Genomic DNA, 26,397 nt, shown 5'->3' with positions numbered 1-26,397 from the left:
CATCCATCGACTTGACCAATGGCCAACCTGTCAGTGATGTGTCCGAACAGGTGTCAGCCATGTCTCCGGACTAAACATCAAGCCGGGGCATCCAGTACGCCGCGGCTTCTCGGTTCAATCACCAACGCCTCTGGAATACTGGATCGCCCGCCTTCGCGGGCGATGACAGCTGAATGTGAGAGGGAGCGAAAGTCGCCCTACTTCACCGCCCCAAAGCGGCTGTCGAACGAGTTCGACGACACCACCGGCGCGGCGCCCATGATCTGCGTCGCTTCACCCGCACCATCGCTCACCGACGGCTTCAGCGCCGGGCGCGTTGCGGCGAGGCGGGTGTCGGGCTGCTTTGCCGGTTCGGCGGGCTTGGCGGCCACGGTCGCTGCCGGCTTCGGCGCATCCTTCGCCGCTTCCTTGGACTTGTCATGCCCCGGCACGAAGCGGGTCACTGCGGCCTTGAGCCGCGACGCGGCGGTCGGCGGCGTCGTGGTCGTGGTGGCCGGGGCCACGGACGCCGTGGCTTGCGGCGGCGGGGTGGTCGCGGTGGTGTCGGATGAGCCCATGCCCATCTTGCGGCCGAGGTTGGAGAAGAAGCCGCCGGATTTCTCAGTCGTCGGCGCGGCCGTGGCGACGCGGGCGCTGGTCGCGGGTGCGCTGACGGCGACCACCGGCTCTTCCTGCGGCGCAGGCGCGGACGCCACGCTGTCGAGGTTGGGCTTGGGCGGATTGACGTGGCCGGGGATCGTGCCCGGCGCCTTCGCCATGGCCAGCATCTGCAGCGTGGTGCCTTCGGCGCCTTCGGACAGGCCGGTCGAGCCTTCCGGAATTTTTGCGGCAAAGATCTTGTTCATGCCGCCGTCGATGCCGGTGTTCATGCGCGCCACCGGCGTGCCCTTGGCGACCAGCTTGGCGTATTCCGCCTCGTCCCTGGCTTGCTTGCCCCGCACGGCGGCGACGACGTCCTCGGGAATCACATAGGCCGGGCACTTTGCCGAGGCGTCGAACACCGGATCGCGCTTTGCGTCTGCGGGCTTCGCCGCGTCGAAGACGTACTTCTTCTCGCAGAAATCGACCTTCGGCTCCTGCCGCGTCACCTCGAAATGATCATAGCCTTCCTTGATCATCTTCCAGAACGGCATGTTCGGATTGTTCCGGTGCTTGGCCATGTTCACCGGCGTCATCTTGAACGGATAGGCCTGCAGCTGGAACGCCTTCTGGCCGCCGAAGAAGGATTCGCGGCCGAGCGAATAGATCTCTGCGATCTGCTCGTCGGTCATCGCGTAACAGCCGCGCGAAGAACAGTCGCCATGCACCATCAGCTGCGAGCCGGTGCGGCCGAGCGCCTTGTCGAACGCGTTGGGGTAGCCGGTGTTGAACGAGAGGTAATAGGCCGATTGCGGATTCATCTGGCCCGGGTTGATCGAGTAGAATCCCTCCGGCGCCTGGCGGTCGCCTTCGCGCACCTTCGGCCCGAGGTCGCCGGACCAGCGGCAGATCGGATAGGTCTTGAGCAGCGCGAACTGGCCGTTGCGGGCCTGCTTCCAGACCTCGAGCTCGGCCTCCTGCTTGAACAGGCGGACCAGGATCGGCGATTGCAGGTCCATGTCCTTCTCGACCATCGCGGCGAGAAGCTTCGGCGGCACCGGCTGGTTGGCCTTGGCGTTGGTCGCGAGCGAGACCTGGTCGGTATCGCAGCCGGCCAGCAGAACGCTGGCCGTCATCAGCGCAACCGAAGCCAAGAGCGCGCGAGCAAGCGAACGAGAAATCAAGATGGACCCCACACCGTGCCGGGCAGAAAGCGCGAACCCCAATTCTGATGGAGCATGATCCGACCGGAGAACCGGACCCGTCGTGACGGGCTTTTTCAGCTCACGCCCCAGCGCTGATGCCCTGAAGCCATTGATTAAAATTCTAACCTCTGGGTCATGTGGTCGCAACCCGAGTGGGGATCACGAGCCCGTTGGCCCATCGGCATGGTCAACGAAGACTGAATGGACGCGACTTTGGGCCTTACTTGGGCCATTCGGCCCGACTGGGACTCAGATCGCCGATTTGGGCAAAAAAAGGGTTAACGCGGGGTTACCGGGGGCCGCCCGAACGGTCCCGTAGGATGGGCAAAGCGAAGCGTGCCCACGATTTGCGGCCACGCGACCGGGTCGTGGGCACGGCGCTTTGCGCCCTTTGCCCATCCTACGGCACCGGAATCGGCCCGAATCAGCCCAGTTTCCGGCCGATATCGAGGAATTTCTGCCGGCGCTGCTTGCGGATGGTGTCGCCGTCGAGGCCCCGGAGCTCGTCGAAGGCCTTGGCGATGGCGTCGCCGGTGGTGGCGATCATGGCAGCGGGGTCGCGGTGGGCGCCGCCGACCGGCTCCTTCAAAATGCTGTCGATCACCCCGAAGCGGAGCATGTCCTGGGCGGTGATCTTCATGTTATTGGCGGCTTCCTGGGCCTTGGTGCCGTCGCGCCAGAGGATCGAGGACGCCGCTTCCGGCGAGATCACGCTGTAGATCGCGTGCTCCAGCATCAGGACCTTGTTGGCGGTGGTAATCGCAATGGCGCCGCCCGACATGCCCTCGCCGGTGATGATGGCGACGTTCGGCACGGTCAGCGCCATGCAGGCATCGGTCGAGCGCGCAATCGCTTCGGCCTGGCCGCGCTCCTCGGCGCCGATGCCGGGATAGGCGCCGGCGGAATCGGCGAGCGACAGCACCGGAAGGCCGAACCGCTCGGCCATCTCCATCAGCCGCACGCATTTGCGATAGCCTTCCGGCCGCGCCATGCCGAAATTGTGCTTGATGCGGCTCTCGGTGGAATCGCCCTTTTCCTGGCCCATCACGCAAATCGCTTCGCCGCGGAAGCGGCCGAAGCCGGCGACCAAAGCCTCGTCCTCGCCGAACTTGCGGTCGCCGGCGAGCGGGGTGAACTCGGTGATCAGGCCCTTGATGAAGTCGTTGAAATGCGGCCGCTGCGGATGGCGCGCGACCAGCGTCTTCTGCCACGGCGTCAGGTTCTGATAGAGGTCGGCCAGCGCCTGCGCTGCCTTGTCCTCGATCCTGCCGATCTCATCGGAGATGTCGGTACCAGAGGCCGCCAGCGTCCGGAGCTCGTCGACCTTGGAGTCGAGCTCGGCGACGGGCTTTTCGAAGTCGAGATAGCTGCGCATCTGGTCTTGCATCAACTCAATATAGGGAGGACGGGGCGAGGCGGCGAAGCAGATTTAGACCAAGGATAAGAAGTGTAGCCTCTTCAATGAGTTGACCTGTGTGCTGCGAGCGGGCCCGTCAAATCATGCGAAGGCCCCGGCTCTTTCTGCGGAGATGTGGCCGAAGTCAAGGCGGTTTCGGTCCCTGCTGTCGTCCCCGCGAACGCGGGGACCCATAACCACAGGGAGAAGTTTGGCGGAGACTGGCAGTGAAGCGGCGTTCCCGAGGTACCCCTCGCAGATAGATCACGCGGTATGGGTCCCTGCTTTCGTAGGGACGACAGTCACTTCTCCGCCAGCGGGTGCAGGTCGCGCACCAGGCTCTTCAGCCGCTCCTCCACCACATGGGTGTAGATCTGCGTCGTCGAGATGTCGGTGTGGCCGAGCAGGGTCTGCACGATGCGCAGATCGGCACCATTGTGCAGGAGGTGGCTGGCAAAGGCATGTCGCAGCACGTGCGGGGAGACCAGTCGCGCCTGAAGCCCCGAGGCGACCGCGAGCTCCTTGAGGTCGCGGGCGAAATGCTGGCGCGTCAGATGCCCGTTCTCGCCGAACGAGGGGAACAGCCACTTGGAGGCGGCGAGGCTGTCTTTCTTCTTCTCCGTCTTCGCGGCTTCCGTCGCGGCGAGATAATCCGCCATCGCCTGCCGGGAGGCCTCGTTGAGCGGCACCAGGCGCTCCTTGTTGCCCTTGCCGCGCACCACGATCATGCGGGCGTCGCGCTTGGCCGCCGAGCGCGGCAGCGCCACCAGCTCGGAAACGCGCAGGCCCGTGGCGTAGAGCACCTCGAGCAGGCAATACAGCCGCAAGGCGCGCAGCCGCTTCGCGGGCGAGGCATCCTCCGCCTCGCCCAATTCCTTGGCGCGGCGGAGCATGCGGTCGACATCGGAGATCGACAGCACCTTCGGCAGACCGCGGCCGCGTTTGGGGCCGGACAGGATCGCGGCGGGATCCTCAGCTCGGATGCGTTCGTTGAGCAGGAAGCGATATAGATGCCGCATCGCCGACAGCCGCCGCGCGACGCTGGTGGATTTGAAGCCGCGGGCATCGAGATCGGCGAGATAGTCGCGCAAATTTTGCGTCTCGGCGTCGGCAAAGCTGTGCCCGACGCGGCCCAAAAATTCCGAGAAATCGGTGAGGTCGCGGCGATAGGCGTCGAGCGTATTGGGCCCGGCGCCCTGTTCCGCCGCGAGCATGTCGAGGAACAGGCCGGTGAGCTTGGCATCTGAGGGCGGGTTGCGCATGCCCAGGAGGCTAGCTCCTATTTCTTGAGAAACTTGTCCGGCGGGATCGTCACCGTCATTTCCCGCGACTTGGGACTGACGAAATTGGCCAGTGCGAAGACCACGCCATAGACGATGCCGGCGATCACGGCGACGACCGTCAGGAAGCGGAACAGGCTGGGCATCGTTCTGGGGTCTCTGCAGGGGACTTGGTGTTCAGGGACTTGGCGGGCAAATTAACCAATGACATCATCCAACATGTTCGCCGTTTCGTGGCAAGAGTCCACTGGCGAGGCCCCCTGTGGGGTCGTATAGGTGGCCAAAGCATGCCGCCTTTGGCGGCAGATCGAGCGAGAATCCAGAGCGAGATCCAGAGCGATATCCATGCCCGACGCCGCGTTGCCGATACCAGCTTCGCCCGAAGCCGACATCCTGTCGGCGCTCGGGGCGCGCTCGATCGTGCTCGTCGGTATGATGGGAGTGGGCAAATCCACCATCGGCCGCCGCATGGCTAGCAGGCTCAAGTTGCCCTTCGTCGATGCCGACACCGAGATCGAGACCTCGGCCCAGATGACCATCCCGGAGATCTTCGAGCGCCACGGCGAGCCGTATTTCCGTGACGGCGAGGCGCGGGTGATCGCGCGGCTGCTCGACAGCGGGCCGGTGGTGCTGGCGACCGGCGGCGGCGCCTTCATGCGCGAGGAGACCCGCGCGCGCATCGCCGCGAAGGCGGTTTCGATCTGGCTCAAGGCGGACCACGACGTCATCATGCGCCGGGTGCGGCGCCGTGCCGACCGCCCGTTGCTCCAGACCGCCGACCCCGAGGGAACCGTGACGCGCCTGCTCACCGAGCGCGAGCCGGTCTACGGCCATGCCGATCTCACCATCGCCTCCCGCGACGTGCCGCACGACAAGATCGTCGAGGAGACCATCGAGGCGCTGCGCGCGCATCTCTCTGGTGAGCAAGCCACCCAACCACCTGCCGACGTTGCGAGTGCCATACGATGACTGCGCCGTTGAAACATTCCGACCCCGTCAACGTCGACGTCGCGCTGGGGAATCGCGCCTATGACATCGTCATCGGCCGCGGGGTGCTGTCCTCGCTCGGCGAACGGGTCGCCGCCTTGCGTCCCGGCGTGCGCACCGCGATCGTGACGGATCGCACGGTGGCCAAGCACTGGCTCGAGCCCGCCGAGGCCTCGCTTGCCGCCAGCGGCATCCCGACCTCGCGCGTCGTCGTCGAGGAAGGCGAGATCTCCAAGACCTATGCCGGCCTCGAAAAAGTCAGCGAAGCCCTGATCGCCGCCAAGATCGAGCGCAACGACCTCGTCATCGCGCTCGGCGGCGGCGTGGTCGGCGATCTCGCCGGCTTTGCCGCCGCGATCCTGCGCCGCGGTGTCGATTTCGTGCAGGTGCCGACCTCGCTGCTGGCGCAGGTCGATTCATCCGTCGGCGGCAAGACCGGCATCAACTCGCCGCAGGGCAAGAATTTGCTCGGCGCGTTCCACCAGCCGGTGCTCGTCGTCGCCGACACCGCCGTGCTCGACACGCTGTCGCCGCGGCAGTTCCGCGCCGGTTATGCCGAGGTCGCCAAATACGGCGTGCTCGGCGACGAGGCCTTCTTCACCTGGCTGGAGAAGAACCATTCCGACATCTTCAAGGGCGGCTCCGCCCGCGAGCACGCGATCGCGACCTCCTGCCGCGCCAAGGCGGGCGTCGTCTCGCGCGACGAGCGCGAGACCGGCGAGCGCGCGCTGCTCAATCTCGGCCACACCTTTGGCCACGCGCTGGAAGCTGCGACCGGGTTCTCCGACCGCCTGTTCCACGGCGAGGGCGTTGCCATCGGCATGACGCTGGCGGCGCAGTTCTCGGCGAAGCTCGGCATGATCGGCGAAGCCGAGGCGGCGCGCGTCGAGCGGCATCTGATCGAAGCCGGCCTGCCGACGCGCCTGCAGGACATTGCGGGCTTTGCGCAGGAGGGGCTTGCCGATGCCGATGCGCTGATGGCGCTGATGGCGCAGGACAAGAAGGTCACGCGCGGCAAGCTCACCTTCATCCTGCTGGAGGCCGTCGGGCGTGCGGTGATCGCGAAGGATGTCGAGCCGGCCCCGGTGCGCGATTTCCTGAAGTCGAAATTATCGCAGTGATGGCGGGATCGTCTGGATCGGCCGCCCGCAATGAGGCGCGGATGATCAAGGCGGTCGCGAGGCAAACATGAGTTCGATCTCGATCAATCTGCTGCTTGCGGTCCTCCTGCTCGCCGCCAACGCATTTTACGTGGCAGCCGAATTTGCGCTCGTGAAGAGCCGCGGCTTCCGCGTCAAGGCCATGGTCGAGCAGAACCGCTTCGGCGCGCGCCTGTTGCAGACCATGATGGGAAACATCGAATCCTATCTGGCCTGCTGCCAGCTCGGCATCACCATGGCCTCGCTCGGTCTTGGCTGGATCGGCGAGCCGACCGTGTCTGCGCTGCTGAGCCCGATCCTCCAGCCGCTCGGACTATCGGAGGCCACGCTGCACTTCACCTCGTTTGTGGCGGGATTCCTGGTTTTCTCCTCCCTGCACATCATCATCGGCGAGCAGGTGCCGAAGACGCTTGCAATCAGAGAGCCGATGCCGGTGTCGCAGTGGATCGCCTATCCGCTTCATGCCTCCTACCTTGTGTTCTATCCGCTGAGCTGGTGTCTCAACACGGCGTCGGGCGCGATCCTGCGTCTGATCGGCGTCCAGGAGTTTTCGCAGCACGAGATCCTGACGGATTCGGAGATCGAGGGCCTGGTCGAGGAATCCGCGGTGCACGGCAAGATCGAGAGCGGCGAGGCCGAATACATTCACAACGTCTTCCGCCTCGGCGAGCTCACCGTGTCCGACGTGATGGTTCACCGCACCGCCATGGTGATGATCAATGCTGACCTGCCGCCGGAAGAGCTGGTGCGGGAGGTGCTGGCCACCGAATACACCCGCATTCCGCTGTGGCGCGACAAGTCGGAGAACATCATCGGCATCCTGCACGCCAAGGATCTGTTGCGGGCCATCCGCGTCTCGGAAGGTGATACCTCGCGCATCGACGTCACCACCATCATGCTGCCGCCCTGGTTCGTGCCGGAAATGCGGCCAATATCCCAGCAGCTCAAGGCATTCCGTCGCCGCAAGACCCATTTCGCGCTCGTCGTCGACGAGTATGGCGAGGTTGAAGGCCTCGTGACGCTGGAAGACATTTTGGAGGAGATCGTCGGCGACATCTCCGACGAGCACGACGTGGTGGTCGCCGGCGTAAGGCGCCAGCCCGACGGCTCCGTCGTGGTCGACGGCTCGGTGCCGATCCGCGATCTCAACCGTGCGCTGGACTGGCATCTGCCCGACGAAGAGGCAACGACGGTGGCGGGCCTCGTCATTCACGAGGCGCGCTCGATTCCCGACCGCGGCCAGAGCTTCACCTTCCACGGCTTCCGCTTTCGCGTCCTCCGCCGCGAACGCAACCGTATCACCGCGCTCCGTATTTCACCGGTAGCGCGCGAGTCCGAGCTGGAAGAAGCCAAGCCGAGACGGGCGGGGACGTCGTTCTAGCCTCACGGTCGGTGTCATCGCCCGCGCAGGCGGGCGATCCAGTATCCCAGAGGCCAGCGTTGGAGAGCTCGCTCACCACATCCGCCGCGGCGTACTGGATGCCCCGCCTTCGCGGGGCACGACAGCGACTAATTTTCCCCCGGCGCCTTCGCCTGGATCGCCAGCGCGTGCACGCTGCCGGAGAGTTCCGCGGCCAGCGCCGAATTTATCATGCGATGGCGCTCGACCCGGCTCTTCCCTTTGAAGGCTTGAGACACGATATACACACGGAAGTGCGTCTCACCGCCGGGCCGATGGCCGGCGTGGCCTTCATGCAGATGTGACTCGTCGACGACCTCGAGGCTTTCGGGCGTGAAAGCTTCCTGCAACTTGTTGCTGATAGTGTCTTTCATAACCATGAGTGCCATTAACGCGCGTCATCAAGCCCCGTCAATTGCCGGGGTTAGCAGCTAATTGCAATGTCAAGACTTGAAGGTTTTTGCATTGCGTAGTCAAAGTCAGCCATGCCGATCGATTCATCAAAGTTCTTCGACTCCATCCGCGTGAAGCCGCGGGGCAAGCAGCCGGAAGTGAAGCCGCGCGACACCGCGGTCGGCTGCGAATGGGCCGGATGCCAGAACAAGGGCGCGCATCGCGCGCCGAAAGGCCGTGAGAACCAGCGCGAGTACTGGCACTTCTGCCTGAACCATGTGCGCGAGTACAACCAGAACTACAATTTCTTCTCAGGCATGAATGCCGATGCCGTCGCGCGCTACCAGAAGGACGCGCTGACCGGCCACCGCCCGACCTGGAAGATGGGCGCCAATGGCGGCAAGAAGGGTGCGGAAGCCGAGATCGACATGGCGGCCGATCCGTTCAGCATGTTCAGTGAGATCAACGGCCGCGCCGGCTGGCGGAAGGGCCCGGACGCTCAGCCCAAGGCCGAGACGCGCAAGGTCATGAACGCCGAGCGCAAGGCGCTCCAGGTCATGGGCCTCGGCCCCGATTCCACGCTCGCCGACGTCAAGACCAAGTACAAGGCCCTGGTCAAGCAGCACCACCCTGACGCCAACGGCGGCGATCGCTCGACGGAAGATCGCCTGATCGAGATCATCAAGGCGTATAATTATCTGAAGACGGTGGTGCGCGAGGCGTAAGGTTTCGCCCGCGCTGTATAGGTGCGAGGCACCTCGGCGCCAAACCCCGGTGTCGTCCCGGACAAGCGCAGCGCAGATCCGGGATCCATAACCCCAGGGAGACGTTTGGCGAAGAGTCGTAGTGAAATAGTCTTCCCGCGGTACCAGTACCTGCCTCTTATCGATAAATCACGCGGTATGGGTCCCTGCTTTCGCAGGGACGACAGCGGAGGATTGGCTCCGCCATCGCCTCACTCATCCCCGCTGCGCACCTACCCCTCCGGCATCGCCCCCACATACGACGAGCTCGGCCTGATCAACCGTCCCGTCCGCTGCTGCTCGCGCGCATGCGCGGTCCAGCCTGCGGCGCGCGCCACTGCGAAGATCGGCGTGAACGCCTGCCTCGGGATCGCCAGCGCATCGAGCAGGATGGCGGTGAAGAACTCGACATTGGTTTCCAGCGGCCGCTCCGGATTCTTCTTGCGCAAGGCGGCGCGGATGTAGGCCTCGACCTCGCCGGCGAAGGGCAAATCGGTGCCGTTGGACGCCAGCGCCTCGACTGCGGTCTTGAGCACATCGGCGCGCGGATCGCGCACGCGGTAGACGCGGTGGCCAAAGCCCATCATCCGTTCGCCGCGGGCCAGCGCCGCATCCACCCAGGGCTGGATGCGTTCGCGCGAGCCGATCGCGTCCAGCATTTCCAGCACCGGCTCAGGCGCGCCGCCATGCAGCGGGCCCGTGAGCGCGCAATAGCCCGCGGTCACCGCGGCAAACAGATCGGCTTGCGTCGAAGCCACCACGCGCGCGGTGAAGGTCGAGGCGTTCATGCCGTGGTCGCTGGCGGTGACGAGATAGGCATCGAGCGCGGTGACTTCGCGTGTTTCAGGCGCGCGCCCGTGCAACATCCGAAGCGTATCGGCAGCATGGCTGACATTGGGATCCGGCGCGACCGGCTCGAGCCCCTTGGCGCGCCGGACCAGCGCGCCTGCGATGACCGGAAACGCGCCGACGATCGTCGCCTCGTGCTCCAGCCCGTTCTCCGCGCGCAGCCCCGCGACCGCCGCGCGAAACCCGTCGACAACGCCAATGCCGCGCGTTGCCGGCAGCAGGTCCGGCAGCCGCGCGAAGGCGCGCTCGCGCGCAAGGCCGAGGCTCGCCCGCACATTGGCCTCGGTGAGGGTGGTCTTGCTGGCGCCGTTCCAGAGCCGGGCGGTGACGCCCTCAAAGCTCGAGAGAGCGGCGAGGCGGCCGACATGCTCGCCGGCGATGATCAGTTCGCCGCGCTCGCCGTCGACATGGCTCAGCACGGTCTCGGCCGCGGGAACGCCGTCCAGCCCGATCTGGCTTTTGGTGAGGTGGATGTTCATGGCCCAAATCTCCCTTTGCGTTGCACCAAGGAAATTCGGGCCTCTCGACAGATTGATCAATCTTGATTACATAAATCAATATGAAAAATTCCGAGGGGCTTTACCTCTCCGCCCGGGAAGCCGCCGCCGAACTCGCGATCTCGCCGGCCACGCTCTACGCCTATGTCAGCCGCGGCCTGATCCGCTCCGAGCCGACGCAGGACTCGCGAAAAAACCGCTACCGTGCCGAGGACGTCCGCGCGCTGAAGGAGCGCCGGGTGCCGTCGCCGGAGCCGCGCGGCCTGCGCAGCTTCGACGCTGACCTGCCGGTCATGGACACCGAGATCTCGACCATCACCGAGGAGGGCGCGATCTATCGCGGCGTTAATTGCGTCGATCTCGCCGAAAACGACACGCTGGAGCACACCGCGACGCTGCTCTGGGACGTCTCCGACGTCGACCCGTTCGCTTCGGATAATCAGCCCGCGCTCTCCGAAGAGATGCGCACGATCGGGCAAGCCGCACGCCGCGCCGCGCCGATCGACCGCGCCATCGCCGTGCTCGCGCTGGCCGCGAGCGTCGATCCCCGTGCGTTCACCCGCGCGCCCGACGGCCGCGCCATGGTCGGCGGACGAATTGTCCGGCTGCTGGTCGCGACCATGCTCAATGCCGAACCCTCGGCCGAGCCGCTGCATCAGCAGATCGCGAACGCCTGGGCGGCCGACAACAAGCACGCGCCCGACCTGATCCGCCGCGCCCTCGTTCTGCTCGCCGATCACGAGCTGAACGCCTCGACCTTCACAGCGCGCTGTGCGGCCTCGACCGGCCTCAATCTCTACGATGCCGTCATCGCCGGTCTCGCCTCATTGAAGGGGCCCAAACATGGCGGCGCGAGCGTGCTGGCTTCGCAGCTCGTCAAGACCCTGATCGATCGCGACGTCGCCCCGATGGTGCGCGAGCGCGTCGCGCTCGGCGAACGTTTTGCCGGCTTTGGCCATGGCGTCTACAAGCGCGGCGATCCCCGCGCGCAATCGTTGCTGAATGCGCTCTCCCGCTCGGGCGCGCCGCGAAAGTTCACGCGCGAGGTGCCGGAGCGGATCGCGGAGGCGACCGGCGAATTCGTCAATATCGACTATGCCCTCGCGGTGCTGGTGCACGCGCTGCGCCTGCCCGCCGGCAGCGAGCTCGCTTTGTTCGCCATGGCCCGCAGCGTCGGCTGGATCGCGCACGCCAGCGAGCAATTGCAGTTCGGCAAGTTGATCAGGCCGAGGGCGCGGTATGTGGGACCTGCGCCGGGGAGAAGGGTGGGGGTTGCTGGTTAGAACCGCTGCCTGAGCCTCGTTCTCCCATGTCGTCCCTGCGAACGCAGGGACCCATAACCCCAGGGAGCAGTTTGGCGACGACTGTTCATTCGGTACTCTCGCCGGTCCCAATCGATAGATCACGCGGTATGGGTCCCTGCGTTCGCAGGGACGACACCTGTGGTGTGGTGCGGCCTACGCCCGCGGCTTGGCCGTCGCGACGCCGTTCTGTCGGCGGCGATAGTACCACACGCCAACGCCGCCAACGATCGCAACCCCAACCACCGTCAACACCCAGATATGCTTGCCGACATGCCCGTGGTGATGCAGCCCGGCATATTCGTGCAGGGCCGATACCGCCAGCACGCCCGGCAGCACATGGGCGGGCGCCCAGACCAGGATCGCCGGGATGTTCACGGCGTAGAATTTTGCCGGCGCCATGCCGAGCGCGCCCGCCGTGACCGGCACGAAGGCGCGGATTGGCGGCACGAAGCGGGCGAAGAACACCGCCCAGGTGCCGAAGCGGTGGAAGAAGCTCTCGCTCTCGGCGACCACGCGCGGATAATTGGTCAGCGGCCAGGTGTTGAGGATCTCGCGCTGCTGTCGGTGTCCGATCCAATAGGCCGAGCCGTCACCGAGCACAGCGCCGACCGCCGCCGCGAGCAGCACCCATTGCAGTTTCAGCTCACCGCCCGGAACCAGGGCGCTCAGCGCCAGGATGATGGTCGAGCCGGGGATCACCGACCCCACCACCGGGACCGCTTCGAGCAAGGCTGCCAGGAACAGGGTCAGATAGGCCAGCCACGGATGGGCCGAGACGAACGAGATGAGGGGATCGAGGAAGGACGTCACGTTGTCTCTTGAGGGGCTGGAGCTCGGAGCTTTGGACCCTACATAAGTAACGGCATACGGCCAAAGTGCCACTCGCACGGAACGGGCGTGACGCGCCCGAATTTGGGCGTGATTCGCAAGGCAGCCCTCCAAAAACTGCGTTCCTTGCCTATCTAAATGAAAAGACAATGGAACTTTGATTGGCGGGCGGGCTTCTGCCGGCACGTTGTCTCTGATAGGTTGATTTTCAGCACCCAGCCGCAGCCAACGTGCGAATAACCGGTTTCGGGACCGCCCGGGACCTCGGAGGATTGATGACGACCGCCGCTCTGTCCAAAGTTGAGGAAGTTTCCGGTCAGCCCGACATGAAGGTGTCGGTGCGGCAGGTGTTCGGGATCGACAGCGATCTCGAAGTCCCCGCCTATTCCGAAGTCGATCCTCACGTGCCCGAAGTCGATTCCGACTATCGCTTCGACCGCGCCACCACGCTCGCCATTCTCGCCGGCTTCGCCCGCAACCGCCGCGTGATGGTGACCGGCTATCACGGCACCGGCAAATCCACCCATATCGAGCAGGTCGCCGCCCGCCTGAACTGGCCCTGCGTCCGCGTCAACCTCGACAGCCACATCAGCCGTATCGACCTCGTCGGCAAGGACTCGATCGTGGTCCGCGACGGCAAGCAGGTCACCGAATTCCGTGACGGCATTTTGCCCTGGGCACTGCAGAACAACGTCGCGCTGGTGTTCGACGAATACGACGCCGGCCGCCCGGACGTGATGTTCGTGATCCAGCGCGTGCTCGAAGTCTCGGGACGCCTGACGCTGCTCGACCAGAACAAGGTGATCAAGCCGCATCCGGCGTTCCGGCTGTTCGCCACGGCGAATACGGTTGGCCTCGGCGACACCTCGGGCCTCTATCACGGCACCCAGCAGATCAACCAGGGCCAGATGGACCGCTGGTCGATCGTCACCACGCTGAACTATCTCAGCCATGACGAGGAAGTGGAGATCGTGCTGGCCAAGGCCAAGCACTATCGCACCCAGGAAGGCCGCGACATCGTCAACAAGATGGTGCGCCTTGCCGATCTCACCCGTAACGCCTTCGCCAATGGCGATCTGTCGACGGTGATGAGCCCGCGCACGGTGATCACCTGGGCTGAGAACGCCGACATCTTCGGCGATATCGGCTTTGCCTTCCGCGTCACCTTCCTCAACAAATGCGATGAGCTCGAGCGCCCGCTGGTCGCCGAGTTCTACCAGCGCTGCTTCAACGCGGAGCTGCCGGAATCGGCGGTCAACGTGGCACTGTCCTGATCTCTCTCGGTGTGTCGTCCCGGCGAACGCCGGGACCCATGCCGCGTGATGTCTCGATTGAAGCGCGCTGATAGTTTCCCTGACTGACTACCGCCGGTGGCTATGGGTCCCGCTTTCGCGGGGACGACGGTGAGATCGAGATGAGCACCACCTCCAACTCCAAATTCCGTAACACCAAGGAAGCGCCGACCGAGCCGTTCAAGCGCTCGGTCGCGTCCTGCCTCAAGGCGATCGCCAAGACGCCGGAGCTCGACGTCTCCTTCGCGGCCGAGCGGCCGGGGCTGGCGCCGGGCAAGGCGCGGCTGCCAGAGCCCGCACGAAAAATGACCAAGCGCGATGCGGCGATCGTGCGCGGCCACGCCGATTCCATCGCGCTCAAGATCGCCTGTCACGATGCAAAACTGCATCGCAAGCTGATGCCCGGCAATCCGCAGGCGCGCGGCGTGTTCGAGGCGGTGGAGCAGGCGCGGGTGGAGGCGATCGGCGCGCGCCGCATGGCGGGCGTTGCGAAAAACCTCACCGCGATGCTCGACGACCATTTCCACCGCGGCAAGTTCGACGAGATCACCGACCGTGCCGACGCGCCGCTGGCGGACGCGCTGGCGATGCTGGTGCGCGAGCGCCTGACCGGCATGGCGCCGCCGACCGCCGCGAAGAAGATGGTCGATCTCTGGCGTCCCATTCTCGAAGACAAGATCGGCAAGCGGCTCGACCGGCTCGACACCCTGGTCGAGGACCAGACCCGGTTCGGCGACGCCGTGCACGATCTCCTGACCGCGCTCGATATCGGCGACGAGCGCAACGCCGACAGCGAAGACAATGACGAGAACGACGAGAACCAGGACGGCGACAACGACCAGTCCGGCGCCGAGGGCTCGCCCGATTCCGACGCCGCGCAGGAGATGAGCGCCGACCAGGCGCAGGCGTCGAGCGAGGAGATGAGCGAGAGCGCGATGGAAAGCGCGCAGGCCTCGACCTCCGACACGTTCGACGACGGCGAGCTCGGCGACGACGAGACGCCGGGCGAGGCGACGCGTCCGAATTCGCACGGCAAGAACGAGCCGCGCGGGCCGGAATACCATGCCTTCGCGCCGAAATTCGACGAGATCATCGCCGCCGAGGACCTCTGCGACCATGACGAGCTGGAGCGCCTGCGCGCCTATCTCGACAAGCAGCTCGCGCATCTGCAGGGCATCGTCGCCCGCCTCGCCAACCGCCTGCAGCGCCGCCTGATGGCGCAGCAGAACCGCGCCTGGGAGTTCGATCTCGAAGAGGGCATTCTGGACCCCGCGCGCCTGTCGCGCGTCGTCACCGATCCCTATCATCCGCTGTCCTTCATGCACGAGAAGGAGGCGACGTTCCGCGACACCGTGGTGACGCTGCTGCTCGACAATTCCGGCTCGATGCGCGGACGACCCATTACGGTCGCGGCGACCTGCGCCGACATTCTGGCGCGCACGCTGGAGCGTTGCGGCGTCAAGGTCGAGATTTTGGGATTTACCACGCGCGCCTGGAAGGGTGGCCAGTCCCGCGAGGCGTGGCTGGCCGCCGGCAAGCCGGCCGATCCCGGCCGCCTCAACGATCTCCGCCACATCATCTACAAGTCGGCGGATGCGCCGTGGCGGCGTGCGCGAAAGAATCTCGGCCTGATGATGCGCGAGGGGCTGCTGAAGGAGAACATCGACGGCGAGGCGCTCGACTGGGCGCACAAGCGCCTGCTCGGCCGGCCCGAGCAGCGCAAGATCCTGATGATGATCTCGGACGGCGCGCCGGTCGACGATTCCACGCTGTCGGTCAATCCCGGCAATTATCTCGAGCGGCATCTGCGCCACATCATCGAGGAGATCGAGACCCGCTCGCCGGTCGAGCTGATCGCGATCGGTATCGGCCACGACGTGACGCGCTATTACCGCCGCGCGGTGACGATCGTGGATGCCGAGGAGCTCGGCGGCGCCATCACCGAGAAGCTCGCCGAACTCTTCAGTGAGACCAACACCGCACCAACCCAGCCGGCCGGTCGCCCGCGACGCAAATTGCATTCGTGAGCACGCATCGATCCCGCCGCAGCTTCCTTAGGCACGCAGCGGCGGGATTTTCCACTCTTGCAGCCTCCCGCCTGGCGCTGGCGCAAGCCGCGGCCGAGCCGCCACCGCGCGCGCTTCAGGTCGAGAACGCCGTCGTCGAGCCTGTCAGCGTCGAGGTTAACGCGCGCGCCATTCCCAATTTCGAGCCGCGCGACCGCACGCGCACGCGCTTCGGCTCGCTGGACTATCGCAGCGGCCTGGTGCTGACCTCGCGCTATCGCGGCTTCGGCGGATTGTCCGGCATCCGGCTCGATGCCAAGGGCGAGGGCTTCCTCGCGGTTTCCGACCAGGGCGGCTGGTTCACCGGTCGCATCCGCTACGCCAGTGGCAAGATGACCGGCCTCGATGACGTCGAGGCCGCGCCGCTGCTCGGCGCCGAGGGGCGGCCGATCACGGAAAAACGGCTGTGGTGGGATTCGGAATCGATCGCGCGCGACGGCAATTTCGTCTATGTCGGGCTTGAGCGCGTCAACCAGATCCTGCGCTACGATTTTTCCAAGGGCGGCACGCGCGCGCGCGGCGAGGTGGTGCCGGTGCCGGCGGGGATCCGCAAGCTGCCCTCCAACAAGGGGCTGGAGGCGCTGGTCGTCGTGCCCAAAGAAAAGGACAAGGGCAAAGACCAGACCATGCCGCTGGCGGGCACCCTGATCGCCTTCTCCGAGCGCGGGCTGGACCATGACGGCAACCTCGTCGCCTTCCTGATCGGCGGCCCCTCGCCCGGCCAGTTCAGCGTGCGGCGCACCGAGAAATACGACATCAGCGATGCCGTGCTGCTGCCCTCCGGCGAGCTTCTGATCCTCGAACGCAAATTCTCCTGGTTCACCGGCGTCAACATCCGCATCCGCTCGATCCCCCTGAAGTCGATCGCTCCGGGCGCGCTGGTCGACGGCCCCGCGCTGTTCGCCGCCGATCTCGGCCACGAGATCGACAACATGGAAGGCATCGACGCCCACGTCACGCCCGAAGGCGAGACCGTGCTGACGCTGATCTCCGACGACAATTTCTCGATGCTGCAGCGGACCTTGCTGCTGCAATTCACGCTGGCGGAGTAGGGGACGATGGCGGAGATTGAACTCGCGCGCATGTCGCCGCTACATATCTTCATGCCCTGCCGCGCCGTCCTCGCCCTCATCCTCACGCTGGCCGCGTCCTCGCTGGCTTTCGCCACGGCCGAGCACCGCTATGGCAAGACCGAATACGCCGTCATTCAGGGCGGGCGGGCGCCGAACGGCAAGCTGTCGGTCGCGGCCCATGGCGACGGCGAAACGGGCGGCGAGGGTTTTCGCATCTATCTGATGGCGGAGCCGGGCCATCGCCGGCTGATGACGCTCGACAATGTCAACGACGACAACATCCTGGACACCGCGCCGGATGCCTTCCACGCCGCCTGGTCGCAGGATTCGCGCACCGTCGCCGTCAGCTTCCGCAGCGAGCGCCACATCGTGACGCTGAACCTGTACGCCATCGACGGCGGCCGCGCGCGGCGGATCGACACCCCCGACCTGTTCCGCGACGTGACCGGCCGCGGCATCGACATCAAGACCGACGGCGACATGCGCACCTCCGTGCCGGCGCTGACCTGGCAGGGGCCGCGCCGCTTTCATCTCACCGACTACCGCGTGTTCGTCACGGACGACACCGCGCTCGCGGACAAGCTCGGCCTGCTCGGCAAGGCGAGCAAGCGCGACGGCGGCGGCAATACGATCCAGTTCTCGGCCGAGGCCGACGGCGAACTGCTCCCCGACGGCCGCATCCGCATGGGCCAGCCGGTGCCCGGGAAGTTCGAGGAGACGGAGTAGGGGCTGTGGCGTCTTCCGCTGGATCATTGCGGGAATGCACGCCGAGGCGAGCCGCCATTCCCCAGCGCGCCTAGCAATCGCCTGTCCGCATACTACACTCTCTCAACTGCCCCTCTCATCCCCCCGGAACTCCCCCGCATGAGCGTCCTGTTTTCCCCGATCAAGCTGCGCGGCCTGACGTTGAGGAACCGCATCGTGGTGTCGCCGATGTGCCAATATTCGGCCGAGGACGGCGTCGCCACCGACTGGCACTTCACCCACATCAACAATCTCAGCCTGTCGGGCGCGGCGATGTTCTGCATCGAGGCGACCCATGTCGAGGCGATCGGCCGCATCACGCCGGGCTGTCTCGGGCTCTACAGCGATGCCGCCGAGGCCGCGCTGAAGCAGGTGCTGACCTCGGTGCGCAAGCATTCCTCGACCGCGATCGCGATGCAGCTCGCCCATGCCGGCCGCAAGGCCTCCAGCGCGCGGCCATGGGACGGCGGCCAGCTGATCCCGGTGGAACAGGGCGGCTGGCAGACGGTGGCGCCATCAGCGCTGCCGCACAAGGAGGGCGAGGCCGCGCCGCTGGCGCTGGATGCGGCGGGCCTCAAGCGCATCCGCGAGGCCTTCGTCGACAGCGCGAAGCGCGCGGAGCGCATCGGCATCGACGCCATCGAGTTGCACGGCGCGCACGGCTATCTCTTGCATCAGTTCCTGTCGCCGATCTCCAACAAGCGCACCGACGAATATGGCGGGTCTTTGCAGAACCGCATGCGCTTTCCGCTCGAGATCTACGATGCGGTGCGCGCGGCCTTCCCGCACGACAAGCCCGTGGGCATGCGGGTGTCGTCGACCGACTGGGTCGAGGGCGGCTGGGATCTGGCGCAGACGATCGAGTTTGCCAACGCGCTGAAGGCGCGCGGCGTCGACTGGATCGATGCCTCCTCCGGCGGCGTCTCGCCGCTGCAGAAGATCCCGCTCGGCCCCGGCTACCAGGTGCAGTTCGCGGAGGCGATCAAGCGCGAGACCGGATTGCCGACGATCGCCGTCGGCCTGATCACCGACGGCAAGCAGGCCGAGGAGATCGTCGCATCCGGCAAGGCCGACATGATCGCGCTCGCCCGCGGCATGCTCTACGACCCGCGCTGGGCCTGGCACGCCGCTGCCGATGTCGGCGGCGAGGTCGAAGCCCCGCCACAATACTGGCGCTCGCAGCCCTCGACGCAGAAGGCGCTGTTCGGCAGGACCACGTTTGGGGCGCGGTGAAGGCGCGCTGCTGGTGTGGCGCGACGACCACCACTGTCGTCCCTGCGCACGCAGGGACCCATACCGCGAGTTCTCACGATGATCCGCGCTGCGCGTTGACAACTTAACTAAGAGTCTTCGCCAAACTGCTCCCTGTGGTTATGGGTCCCGGATCTGCGCTGCGCTTGTCCGGGACGACAGCGGAATTTGTGGCGCGCGCTTTCGCCCTCACTGCCCCCCGCATCCGTAAATCCCCCCAGCTTCCACCCCCCGCAAATCTGGCCTAACCTTGCGCGACCCAACTCCTCGCGGAGGCCTGCCATGCGGTTTCGTGTTCGCAAAACGGCTCATGTGTTCGAGCGTGTCGGGCTTGCGATGGCCGGCGCGGCGTGCGGGCTGTTTGTCGGCGCCTATGTGGGATCGGCGATATCAGCGCTCACCACGCAGGGCTTTCTGATGGTGATGATGGTGCTGGGCTTCGTCGGCTTCTATCTCGGCATCGATACGCCGCAATTGCCGTTCGACGAGGCGCATAGCGCGATCGACGCCGCCGAATTCCTCAGCGCCGCCGGCACGCTCTGCGCCACGCTCACCGCGCTCGCCTCCGTCGCCGTCATCGTGCTCCGCCTCGATCCGCATTTGGCCTGGACCTGGCTCGCTCTGCTCGGCTGGATCGCCGGCGTCGCCATGCAGATCGTCGGCGGCGCCAAAGCGAGGATGCGCAAGTAGCTTCCTCTTCCCCTCCAGGGGAGGGTAAGAAAGACTTAAAACACCACGCCCACCCGCGTGCCGCGCTTCCAGGCGATGCGGCAGCGCTTCTTGGTGTTGACGTGCAACAGCTCGAACCTGTCGGGGATGTTCACCTGGCCGCCGAGATCGACGCAGGCGCCGCCGGGCGAATAGTCGATCAGCGTGCAGTTGATCACAGGCGCGCGCGGGTCGGTGATGATCTTGGCCTGGCGCGACACCAGCCCTGCAGGCTTCACGCGGGCATATTTACGCGGATACATTGGCACTCTCCTCCAATTCCGCAGGTCTAGCGGCGGATATCGTGCAGGATGATGCGGATGAGTTGATGCGATCCGGCTAAGGCGGGCGGAAGAATTTTAATGAAAAGTAGCGGCGAAGGAAGAAAGCGGCGGTAGCGGGGTGCCTTACCCTTCCCTGGAGGGGGAGGGTCGATCGCGCGCAGCGCGAGCGGGGTGGGGTGATCTCTCCGCACGGGCAGTGCGGCCGCGGAGAGACTGTCACCCCACCCCGTCTCACATTTCGCTGCGCTCCATGTGAGCCGACCCTCCCCCTCCAGGGGAGGGTGGCAGCGTGCCCGGATCCCCTTGCTCGCCCGGCCCCACCGGCATCGGCACCGTCACGTAGTCCTTCGGCAAATTCACCGGCCGGTAGTCCGGCTCCACGGCCATCCGCTTCAGCACGCTTTCATGCACATGCGCGCCTTCGGGGATGGGGCGCGGCTCGCAATCGGGGATGTAGAAGCCGAGAAACACTTTCCGCTCCGGCCACTCCTTGTACTTTGCGCTCTTCGGCAGATATTCCAGAATCCGCCAGCCCGCCGTCATCGAATCGTGCAGCACGCCCGTCTTCCCCGTGTAGGCCGGCTCGACGTATTGGAACGGTGAGTTCTTGCGCTGGATGCCCCAGGCGAGCTGCTTGATGGTCGCCGGGTTGAAGTTCAGCCCCGCCTTCTCCGCCTCCGCGATCATCCAGATCAGCGGATATTTCGAGTCCCCGCTTTCCGCCTCCGGATAGCCGCCGCCGACGTCGCTATGCACGCCGGCGAACCACACCTGCAAGATATCCTGCGGCACCTTCTTCTCGTCGGGCACGTAGCGATTGCTCCAGAACTCCTGCGGCTCGCAGTACTTCTTGAGGCGGAACATGCAGCGCCGCTCGTCGATCGCGATCGCCTGCCGGAAAATCCTGACGCTGGGGTTGCGCAGCGTGAAGGCGAGCTCCTCCAGGCTGAACAGGAAGAAGAGATTGTCGCGCCGCGGCACGATCACGCTCGCCACGGTGTCCCACACGCCGATGAAGTGGATGGTCGGCCAGCGCGTCGAGGTGATGCGCGCGAACTGGGCGGCGAGGTCGAATTGGTCCTTCGGCAGCGGCCCCTGGTCGTCGAAGGCGACGTCCGAGAGATCCTCGACGTCGTTGCCGCGCCCGGTGCCGGAATATTGCTTGTAGGCGACGAGGCCCGAGCCGGCGAGGTTCGCCTGCTCCGGCCTGATCAGCCCGACCTTGTGGATCAGCCCCGCAAGCACGCGAACCGTGTAGGCCCCGCGCGAAAAGCCGAACAGATAGATCTTGTCGCCCGGCGCGTAATGCTCGACCAGGAAGCAATAGGCCGACAGCACATTGTCATCGAGCCCGTAGCCGGTGGCGAGCCCCAGCACCAGATTGATATTGGCCTTGAGCCGGTGCCACGTCGTCGGCTCCGTCACCGTGCCGACGCCGGGATCGTAAAACACCATCTGCCGCGGCTGTGTCCTGTCGGTCTTGCGCAGGCAGCGATAGAGCTTCAGGACGTTGGAGATGTTCTCCGAAATCTCGTTGCCGGTGCCGTCACAGCAGATGACGAGGTTTTTGGAGTCGGGTTTGGGAACGGTGGTGTGGTCGTGCTCCACGGGGTGCGCCTCCGGGTGATGCTACCGGGGCGAGTATAGCGGAAAAGCGCGACGGAGAAGAGACGCAAGGGGCGTCCCCTCTCCCCTTACAAGGGGAGAAGGGAAGGCAGCGCTGCCGCCCTACTTCTTCTTCCCCTGGCCGATCTCCGGCTGCCACGCCGCGTCCTTGCGGCTCGGTGCCGCGGCGATGGCCTTGGCTTTGTCCTTCTTCGGCTTCTTGATTTCGCGATTGCTGCGTTGCTGTCCCTTGGCCATGATTTCCGTCTCCTGTGATGGGTTGACTTCATCCGGTTCGGCCGAGCCGCGCAACGTCACCGTCAATCATCGGTCGATGCGCGATAATGCAGCAACCCTACGCCTGCGGCAGGGCGATTGCGAGGACTAACGCACCGGTGCCGGCCTGCGGCGTTGGCGCCGGCGGCGTGACGACGAATGTGCTGGCTATCGGCCTGCAACCGGCGCATGCTTCGCACTGCGGTGTCGGCTTGGGGCACACTTCGCGAAAAGCAGGCGTGCATGACCATCCGCTCGCGGCCCGACATCATGACATCAAGGCATCCGTTCCGCGTCGGCCCGGTCGATCCCGCCGACGCCCCAACGCATCGAGGCAAGCGCCATTCATGACTGACATCCCGGTCGACCTCGACAAGCACCGCGGCATGGCCGCGCAGAAGGCGACAGATCTGCGCCGCGCGCTGGCCGAGGTCGAATCCCAGGTCAGGGATCTGCGCGAGCGCGAGGCCGAACTGGAAAACCGCATGCTGACGGTGCCGGCTGTGTCGTGGCCAGAGGCCGCGGTGAAGGCGCGCCATCTGCTCAACCTCTATGCCGCGAGCCTGCCCGTGGAAGACACCCGCCACCGCGCGCTGGTGGCCGCGCTGTTCGACGATTTCGTCCGGCTCAGCGGCGAGGGCTGAGGCCGGCCGCGGCACAAATGTCGTCCCGGACAAGCGAAGCGCAGGTCCGGGATCCATGGCCACGGAATTGAGTTGTTGCAGATGCTCGTGCCACAGCGTGCTTGAATCAAGCCGACCGGGTCATAGGTCCCGGCTCCCCGTGCGCAATGACGCACCAGGCCGGGGCGCGCAGTACAGGAGTAACCCCATGACGCTCACCAGCGGCCGCTTCATCGGCCACGAACAGGACCGCGGCATCGTCCAGTTCTCGATGCAGGACGGCGCCACCGAGATCGCCTGCGCGATCTCGACCTCCGCGATGGACGACCTCGAGCGCGGCCCGCGCGCCCGGCCCGCCGAGCGCGAAGCCCAGTTCATGCGCCTGCGCGAGCGCATCGAGGCGTGCGTGGGACGGAAGTATCAGGCAACCGAGTTCGAGGGCACACCGCCGGGGATCGTGCTGCGGAGCATTGATTTTCGGGGGTAGGGAAGGGCGAACGGCGCGGCTGTGTCTTCGGTCTTGCGCAGGCAGCGATAGAGCTTCAGGACGCTGGAGATGTTTTCCGGCACCGAGCCCCCCTTGCCCCATCATCTGTTGATATTAACCACTTGTTAACCATGCGGTTGCCTAATGTGACGATGGGGGGATCACCATGTCGGCCCATGTGACGCGACCGAGGTTGATGCCAGTTTCGGCCGATCCGGCCATCCGGTCGGTGGCGAGGCTGGCGGTTCGCGCCATGGCCGTCCTACAGGGCAAAGCGCCTGTCCTACGGAGCAAAGCCATGTTCGGAAAGGACGACTTAGTGGACAATCTCAGCCGCGATCTCGATCGCGCGCGCGGACGACGCGATGCGCTCGCATCCGAAGCCACGACCCTGACGGCCCAGATCGCCGAAATCGAAGCCCGCCTTTCGGAAGAGAAGAAAAGGCGGGAGCGTGAGCGCGTCCTGAGCGAGATCGAAATGATCAAGACGCGAATCAAGCAAGCCGCCGGCGCGTTTGCGCCCGTCGTCGACGGTCTCTCCAGCGCGATCGAATCGGCTGCGGCCGTCGTGCCCGAGGCGCGCGAGCTCAATAGTTTCCTCGTGTCGGTGGCGACCGAGATCGACAGCGTGCTCGATCCCCTCTTGCGCGAACTGGATCAGCGTGCGGATGCGGTGCGATCCGGACAGGCCGCGCTGGACTTGCCGAGTTCGGCCGTTGAAGCGCCGCCCGTCGAGCTGCCGAAAGACACCAACGAACGCCTGCTTCGCTTTCCGGCCTGGCTGTCGCGCGACAAGGAACCGGACAAGAAGGAAACCGCGGAGAGCCCGCGCAGCACGGCAGCGTGAAGCATCGGCGCGCTCTAAGCGTGCGGGCTCTGAAGCAGAATGGCTTTTGGTTGGATCGAGCGGGCCGCGGGCTCGCTCAACCTCTCCCGCTTTCGGGGGGCTATCGCATATGGCGTGCATGATGCGGCGGCATTGGCAGTCGGCTCCCTCTCCCGCTTGCGGGGGAGGGCTGGGGTGGGGGCTGTCTCCGCATTGGGATTGTTGAGAATTGCGGCGAATGTCCCCGAGTGGTGAGAACCCTCATCCGCCGCGCTCGGGACGATGCTTCGCATCGCCCGGGGCGCGTCGGCCTCTCCCGCAAGCGGGAGAGGCGTGGCTAGAACAAGGCCACTCTCAGCGCGTTGTCGCGTAGCAGCGATTGAGTTCCGGCATTGGCAACCGCGGCTCTCGCCACCACTCAGTTGGCCGCGCGACGCAGGAAGGCCGGGATATCGAGAACGGCCTCGTCGGGCGCATTGCGCGCAGCGGTGCGGCCGTAAGGATCGAGCGGCCGGTCGGCCGCCTGGCGCGCATGGTCCAGGCCCGGCCGTGCCGGTGGCCCCACGGGGTGGTGCGGCTGCGGGCGGAGCGGCGGGCTGCCCGCTTGCGGAACGGGTGCGCTGCGCTCGATGCGATCGGCGATGCGGCGGCTGTCGTTGCGCAGCCTGCCGGCGAGCTGCGTGAGGGCGGTTTCCACCGGCAGCGCCTGCGCCGGGTCGAGATTGTCGATACCGGTCGCCACCACCGAGACGCGGACGATGCCCTCTAAGCTTTCGTCAAAGGAGGCGCCGACGATGATGTTGGCGTCCGGGTCGGCCTCGTCGCGAATGCGGCTGGCCGCTTCGTCGACCTCGTACAGCATGAGATCCTTGCCGCCGGTGATGGAGATGATGAGGCCACTGGCGCGCTTGATCGAGGGGTTCTCGATCAACGGATTGGAGATCGCGGCGACGGCGGCGGCGAGCACGCGCTTCTCGCCGGAGGCCTCGCCCCGTCCCATCATGGCCTTGCCCTTCTCCTTCATGACGGAGAGGACGTCGGCGAAATCGAGATTGATCAGGCCTTCCTTGACGATGAGGTCGCTGATGCAGGCCACGCCCGAATAAAGCACTTGGTCGGCAAGGGCGAAGGCATCGGCGAACGTGGTCTTCTCGCTGGCCACCCGGAACAGGTTCTGGTTCGGGATGATCAAGAGGGTGTCGACCGTCTTCAGCAGCTCCTCGATGCCGGCCTCGGCAAAGCGCATGCGGCGCTGGCCCTCGAAGTAGAACGGCTTGGTGACCACGCCGATCGTGAGAATGCCGAGCTCGCGCGCGGTCCTGGCGACGACGGGTGCAGCCCCGGTGCCGGTGCCGCCGCCCATGCCTGAAGTCACGAACACCATGTGCGCGCCGGTCAACTGATTGCGGATCGCATCGATGGCCTCCTCGGCTGCGGCGCGGCCCAGTTCCGGCTGCGAGCCGGCGCCGAGGCCTGCGGTGACATGTGTGCCGAGCTGGATGAGGTGCTTCGCCTTCGACATGGCCAGCGCCTGCGCGTCGGTGTTGGCGACCACGAACTCGACCCCTTGCAGCCCGGCCGTGATCATGTTGTTGACGGCATTGCCGCCTGCGCCGCCGACACCGAACACGACGATGCGGGCCTTCATTTCATGAATATCGATATTGCCAGCCATTTTTCCCTCGCGATTGGTCCGGCAAGCCGGGGATGGAGAAGTCTTCGAGTGCTACCTGCTAGCCGCGCGATCTGCTTTGACGATGGCGGCGGCCAGATGTCCCAATCGACGCGCGGCGTGTCCCGCGATCGAGCCGTCCCGGCGATCGCTCCGCAGCGCCGTCACTTCGTCTTCCAGTCGTGCCGCCCACGCGTTGGCTGCCATGGTCTCGGCGGTCGCCTGCTGCAGCTCGACGGCGAGGCGATCGGCGCGCTCCCGCTCGCGCTCGAACACGGCCCTGTAGGCGGTTGCGACGTCTTCGAGCCGCGCGATTTCCGCCTTGAAGGAATCGACCTTGATTGCCTCGATCCTTGCGATGGAGGCATCGATGGGGTCTGCCCGGCGGGCACGTCGCGGGCGGGGCGTGTAGCGGAGCTCGTCGAGATCAACGCTCACCAGGGCCTTGCCGTCATCCGAACGCGAGCGCGGCAGAAGGCGTCGTCGCGCCAGCGACCGCGCGGCCTCGCGCGAGATATTGAGGCGGGTACTGAGATCGGCATACGTCAACAACGCAACGCACATCGGCGCTTCTCCTGGAGCGAACCGGGAAGGCATTTCGAGCTAATGATGGCTGGACGATTACAGCAGGCTAGGGTGCGTTGGTTAATGGACGGTTAACGGGCGGGGGGGTGTTTACGAGTGGCGGCAGCGGGCCGAGCGCCGGGATCGCAGAGCGCCATCTGCCGCGACTGCGTCTTGTCCGTCTTGCGCAGGCAGCGAGAGGGCTTCAGGACGTTGGAGATGTTCTCCGAAATCTAGTTACCGGTGCCGTCGCAGCAGATGACGAGGTTTTTGGGGGAGGGGGTGGGGTCGCGCGCGTGGTCCATG

At 65.6% G+C, this 26,397-nt stretch carries 26 protein-coding genes and 1 pseudogene; 14 read left to right on the top strand and 13 right to left on the bottom strand.

Annotated features, from left to right (window positions below; translation table 11 throughout):
- Positions 1-197: 197 nt before the first annotated feature.
- The 4 genes from RAD10_RS38605 to RAD10_RS38590 all read right to left on the bottom strand — a co-directional run bounded on the left by RAD10_RS38605 (position 198) and on the right by RAD10_RS38590 (position 4,606).
- The gene (locus tag RAD10_RS38605) at positions 198-1,715 is read right to left on the bottom strand and encodes a L,D-transpeptidase family protein (protein WP_461621559.1); all 1,518 of its coding nucleotides are present in this window, start codon (positions 1,713-1,715) and stop codon (positions 198-200) included.
- Positions 1,716-2,208: 493 nt separating this feature from the next.
- Positions 2,209-3,171 (bottom strand): acetyl-CoA carboxylase carboxyltransferase subunit alpha, encoded by a 963-nt coding sequence (locus RAD10_RS38600; protein WP_461621558.1) that lies wholly within the window; start codon positions 3,169-3,171, stop codon positions 2,209-2,211.
- 311 nt (positions 3,172-3,482) lie between these two features.
- Positions 3,483-4,442 (bottom strand): site-specific tyrosine recombinase XerD, encoded by a 960-nt coding sequence (gene xerD / locus RAD10_RS38595; RefSeq protein WP_461621557.1) that lies wholly within the window; start codon positions 4,440-4,442, stop codon positions 3,483-3,485.
- A 17-nt stretch (positions 4,443-4,459) separates the two neighbouring features.
- Positions 4,460-4,606, bottom strand: coding sequence for a hypothetical protein (locus RAD10_RS38590; RefSeq protein WP_014439243.1), 147 nt, complete (start codon positions 4,604-4,606; stop codon positions 4,460-4,462).
- Between the two features lie 199 nt (positions 4,607-4,805).
- Here RAD10_RS38590 and RAD10_RS38585 point away from each other — a divergent pair, with 199 nt between their 5' ends.
- The 3 genes from RAD10_RS38585 to RAD10_RS38575 all read left to right on the top strand — a co-directional run bounded on the left by RAD10_RS38585 (position 4,806) and on the right by RAD10_RS38575 (position 7,988).
- Positions 4,806-5,429 (top strand): shikimate kinase, encoded by a 624-nt coding sequence (locus RAD10_RS38585; RefSeq protein WP_461621556.1) that lies wholly within the window; start codon positions 4,806-4,808, stop codon positions 5,427-5,429.
- Positions 5,426-6,568, top strand: a complete 1,143-nt coding sequence (aroB, locus tag RAD10_RS38580; RefSeq protein ID WP_461621555.1) for a 3-dehydroquinate synthase — start codon at positions 5,426-5,428, stop codon at positions 6,566-6,568. The genes RAD10_RS38585 and aroB overlap by 4 nt, the downstream gene beginning before the upstream one ends.
- Positions 6,569-6,635: 67 nt before the next feature.
- Positions 6,636-7,988: a hemolysin family protein gene (locus tag RAD10_RS38575; RefSeq protein WP_461621554.1), complete on the top strand. Its 1,353-nt coding sequence runs from the start codon at positions 6,636-6,638 to the stop codon at positions 7,986-7,988.
- Between the two features lie 128 nt (positions 7,989-8,116).
- Here RAD10_RS38575 and RAD10_RS38570 read toward each other — a convergent pair whose 3' ends face one another.
- On the bottom strand, positions 8,117-8,386 hold the full coding sequence (locus RAD10_RS38570; RefSeq protein ID WP_461621562.1) for a BolA family protein: 270 nt from the start codon (positions 8,384-8,386) through the stop codon (positions 8,117-8,119).
- A gap of 105 nt (positions 8,387-8,491) precedes the next feature.
- Between RAD10_RS38570 and RAD10_RS38565 the strand changes: the two genes are divergently transcribed.
- The gene (locus RAD10_RS38565; RefSeq protein WP_018320576.1) at positions 8,492-9,124 is read left to right on the top strand and encodes a J domain-containing protein; all 633 of its coding nucleotides are present in this window, start codon (positions 8,492-8,494) and stop codon (positions 9,122-9,124) included.
- A 251-nt stretch (positions 9,125-9,375) separates the two neighbouring features.
- Here the strand turns inward: RAD10_RS38565 and RAD10_RS38560 are convergent, their stop codons facing one another.
- Positions 9,376-10,470 carry a citrate synthase/methylcitrate synthase gene (locus tag RAD10_RS38560; RefSeq protein ID WP_461621553.1) on the bottom strand — a complete coding sequence of 365 codons (1,095 nt, stop codon included), beginning with the start codon at positions 10,468-10,470 and terminating at the stop codon, positions 9,376-9,378.
- Between the two features lie 80 nt (positions 10,471-10,550).
- Between RAD10_RS38560 and RAD10_RS38555 the strand changes: the two genes are divergently transcribed.
- A complete protein-coding gene (locus tag RAD10_RS38555; protein ID WP_461621552.1) occupies positions 10,551-11,771 on the top strand; it encodes a citrate synthase family protein in 1,221 nt (406 codons plus the stop codon).
- A gap of 174 nt (positions 11,772-11,945) precedes the next feature.
- Here the strand turns inward: RAD10_RS38555 and RAD10_RS38550 are convergent, their stop codons facing one another.
- Positions 11,946-12,602: a DedA family protein gene (locus RAD10_RS38550; protein ID WP_461621551.1), complete on the bottom strand. Its 657-nt coding sequence runs from the start codon at positions 12,600-12,602 to the stop codon at positions 11,946-11,948.
- A 293-nt stretch (positions 12,603-12,895) separates the two neighbouring features.
- On the opposite strand from RAD10_RS38550, the gene cobS reads away from it, so the two are divergent.
- From cobS to RAD10_RS38520, 6 genes are all read left to right on the top strand, one after another.
- Complete coding sequence (gene cobS, locus RAD10_RS38545) at positions 12,896-13,894, top strand: cobaltochelatase subunit CobS (protein WP_092261308.1); 999 nt, start codon at positions 12,896-12,898, stop codon at positions 13,892-13,894.
- A gap of 140 nt (positions 13,895-14,034) precedes the next feature.
- The gene (gene cobT / locus RAD10_RS38540; protein WP_461621550.1) at positions 14,035-15,939 is read left to right on the top strand and encodes a cobaltochelatase subunit CobT; all 1,905 of its coding nucleotides are present in this window, start codon (positions 14,035-14,037) and stop codon (positions 15,937-15,939) included.
- Complete coding sequence (locus RAD10_RS38535; RefSeq protein ID WP_461621549.1) at positions 15,936-17,030, top strand: esterase-like activity of phytase family protein; 1,095 nt, start codon at positions 15,936-15,938, stop codon at positions 17,028-17,030. Before cobT ends, RAD10_RS38535 begins: the two co-directional genes overlap by 4 nt.
- 6 nt (positions 17,031-17,036) lie before the next feature.
- Positions 17,037-17,777 (top strand): hypothetical protein, encoded by a 741-nt coding sequence (locus RAD10_RS38530; RefSeq protein ID WP_461621548.1) that lies wholly within the window; start codon positions 17,037-17,039, stop codon positions 17,775-17,777.
- Between the two features lie 138 nt (positions 17,778-17,915).
- The gene (locus RAD10_RS38525; RefSeq protein ID WP_461621547.1) at positions 17,916-19,028 is read left to right on the top strand and encodes an NADH:flavin oxidoreductase/NADH oxidase; all 1,113 of its coding nucleotides are present in this window, start codon (positions 17,916-17,918) and stop codon (positions 19,026-19,028) included.
- Positions 19,029-19,328: 300 nt separating this feature from the next.
- Positions 19,329-19,736 (top strand): hypothetical protein, encoded by a 408-nt coding sequence (locus RAD10_RS38520; RefSeq protein WP_091959618.1) that lies wholly within the window; start codon positions 19,329-19,331, stop codon positions 19,734-19,736.
- 35 nt (positions 19,737-19,771) lie between these two features.
- Here the strand turns inward: RAD10_RS38520 and RAD10_RS38515 are convergent, their stop codons facing one another.
- The 3 genes from RAD10_RS38515 to RAD10_RS38505 all read right to left on the bottom strand — a co-directional run bounded on the left by RAD10_RS38515 (position 19,772) and on the right by RAD10_RS38505 (position 21,967).
- Positions 19,772-20,017 (bottom strand): PilZ domain-containing protein, encoded by a 246-nt coding sequence (locus RAD10_RS38515; protein WP_026201681.1) that lies wholly within the window; start codon positions 20,015-20,017, stop codon positions 19,772-19,774.
- 252 nt (positions 20,018-20,269) lie between these two features.
- On the bottom strand, positions 20,270-21,646 hold the full coding sequence (locus RAD10_RS38510; protein ID WP_461621546.1) for a DUF2235 domain-containing protein: 1,377 nt from the start codon (positions 21,644-21,646) through the stop codon (positions 20,270-20,272).
- Positions 21,647-21,766: 120 nt separating this feature from the next.
- Positions 21,767-21,967: a hypothetical protein gene (locus tag RAD10_RS38505; protein WP_461621545.1), complete on the bottom strand. Its 201-nt coding sequence runs from the start codon at positions 21,965-21,967 to the stop codon at positions 21,767-21,769.
- Positions 21,968-22,266: 299 nt separating this feature from the next.
- On the opposite strand from RAD10_RS38505, the gene RAD10_RS38500 reads away from it, so the two are divergent.
- The 3 genes from RAD10_RS38500 to RAD10_RS38490 all read left to right on the top strand — a co-directional run bounded on the left by RAD10_RS38500 (position 22,267) and on the right by RAD10_RS38490 (position 23,876).
- Positions 22,267-22,563, top strand: coding sequence for a hypothetical protein (locus RAD10_RS38500; RefSeq protein WP_461621544.1), 297 nt, complete (start codon positions 22,267-22,269; stop codon positions 22,561-22,563).
- 187 nt (positions 22,564-22,750) lie between these two features.
- Positions 22,751-23,029 carry a DUF1488 family protein gene (locus RAD10_RS38495; protein ID WP_091959630.1) on the top strand — a complete coding sequence of 93 codons (279 nt, stop codon included), beginning with the start codon at positions 22,751-22,753 and terminating at the stop codon, positions 23,027-23,029.
- Between the two features lie 298 nt (positions 23,030-23,327).
- Positions 23,328-23,876: a hypothetical protein gene (locus RAD10_RS38490; RefSeq protein ID WP_461621543.1), complete on the top strand. Its 549-nt coding sequence runs from the start codon at positions 23,328-23,330 to the stop codon at positions 23,874-23,876.
- A gap of 397 nt (positions 23,877-24,273) precedes the next feature.
- Here RAD10_RS38490 and ftsZ read toward each other — a convergent pair whose 3' ends face one another.
- The 3 genes and pseudogenes from ftsZ to RAD10_RS38475 all read right to left on the bottom strand — a co-directional run.
- Positions 24,274-25,530, bottom strand: coding sequence for a cell division protein FtsZ (gene ftsZ / locus RAD10_RS38485; RefSeq protein ID WP_461621542.1), 1,257 nt, complete (start codon positions 25,528-25,530; stop codon positions 24,274-24,276).
- A gap of 51 nt (positions 25,531-25,581) precedes the next feature.
- Positions 25,582-26,091, bottom strand: coding sequence for a hypothetical protein (locus tag RAD10_RS38480; RefSeq protein WP_461621541.1), 510 nt, complete (start codon positions 26,089-26,091; stop codon positions 25,582-25,584).
- 137 nt (positions 26,092-26,228) lie between these two features.
- A pseudogene (locus RAD10_RS38475) lies at positions 26,229-26,396 on the bottom strand (phospholipase effector Tle1 domain-containing protein); the annotation flags it as partial.
- Position 26,397 lies beyond the last annotated feature (1 nt).

It is taken from the genome of Bradyrhizobium sp. 23AC, assembly GCF_054863025.1.
The sequence above is the reverse complement of the archived record's forward strand: the minus strand, read 5'-3'. Positions and strand labels throughout refer to the sequence as shown.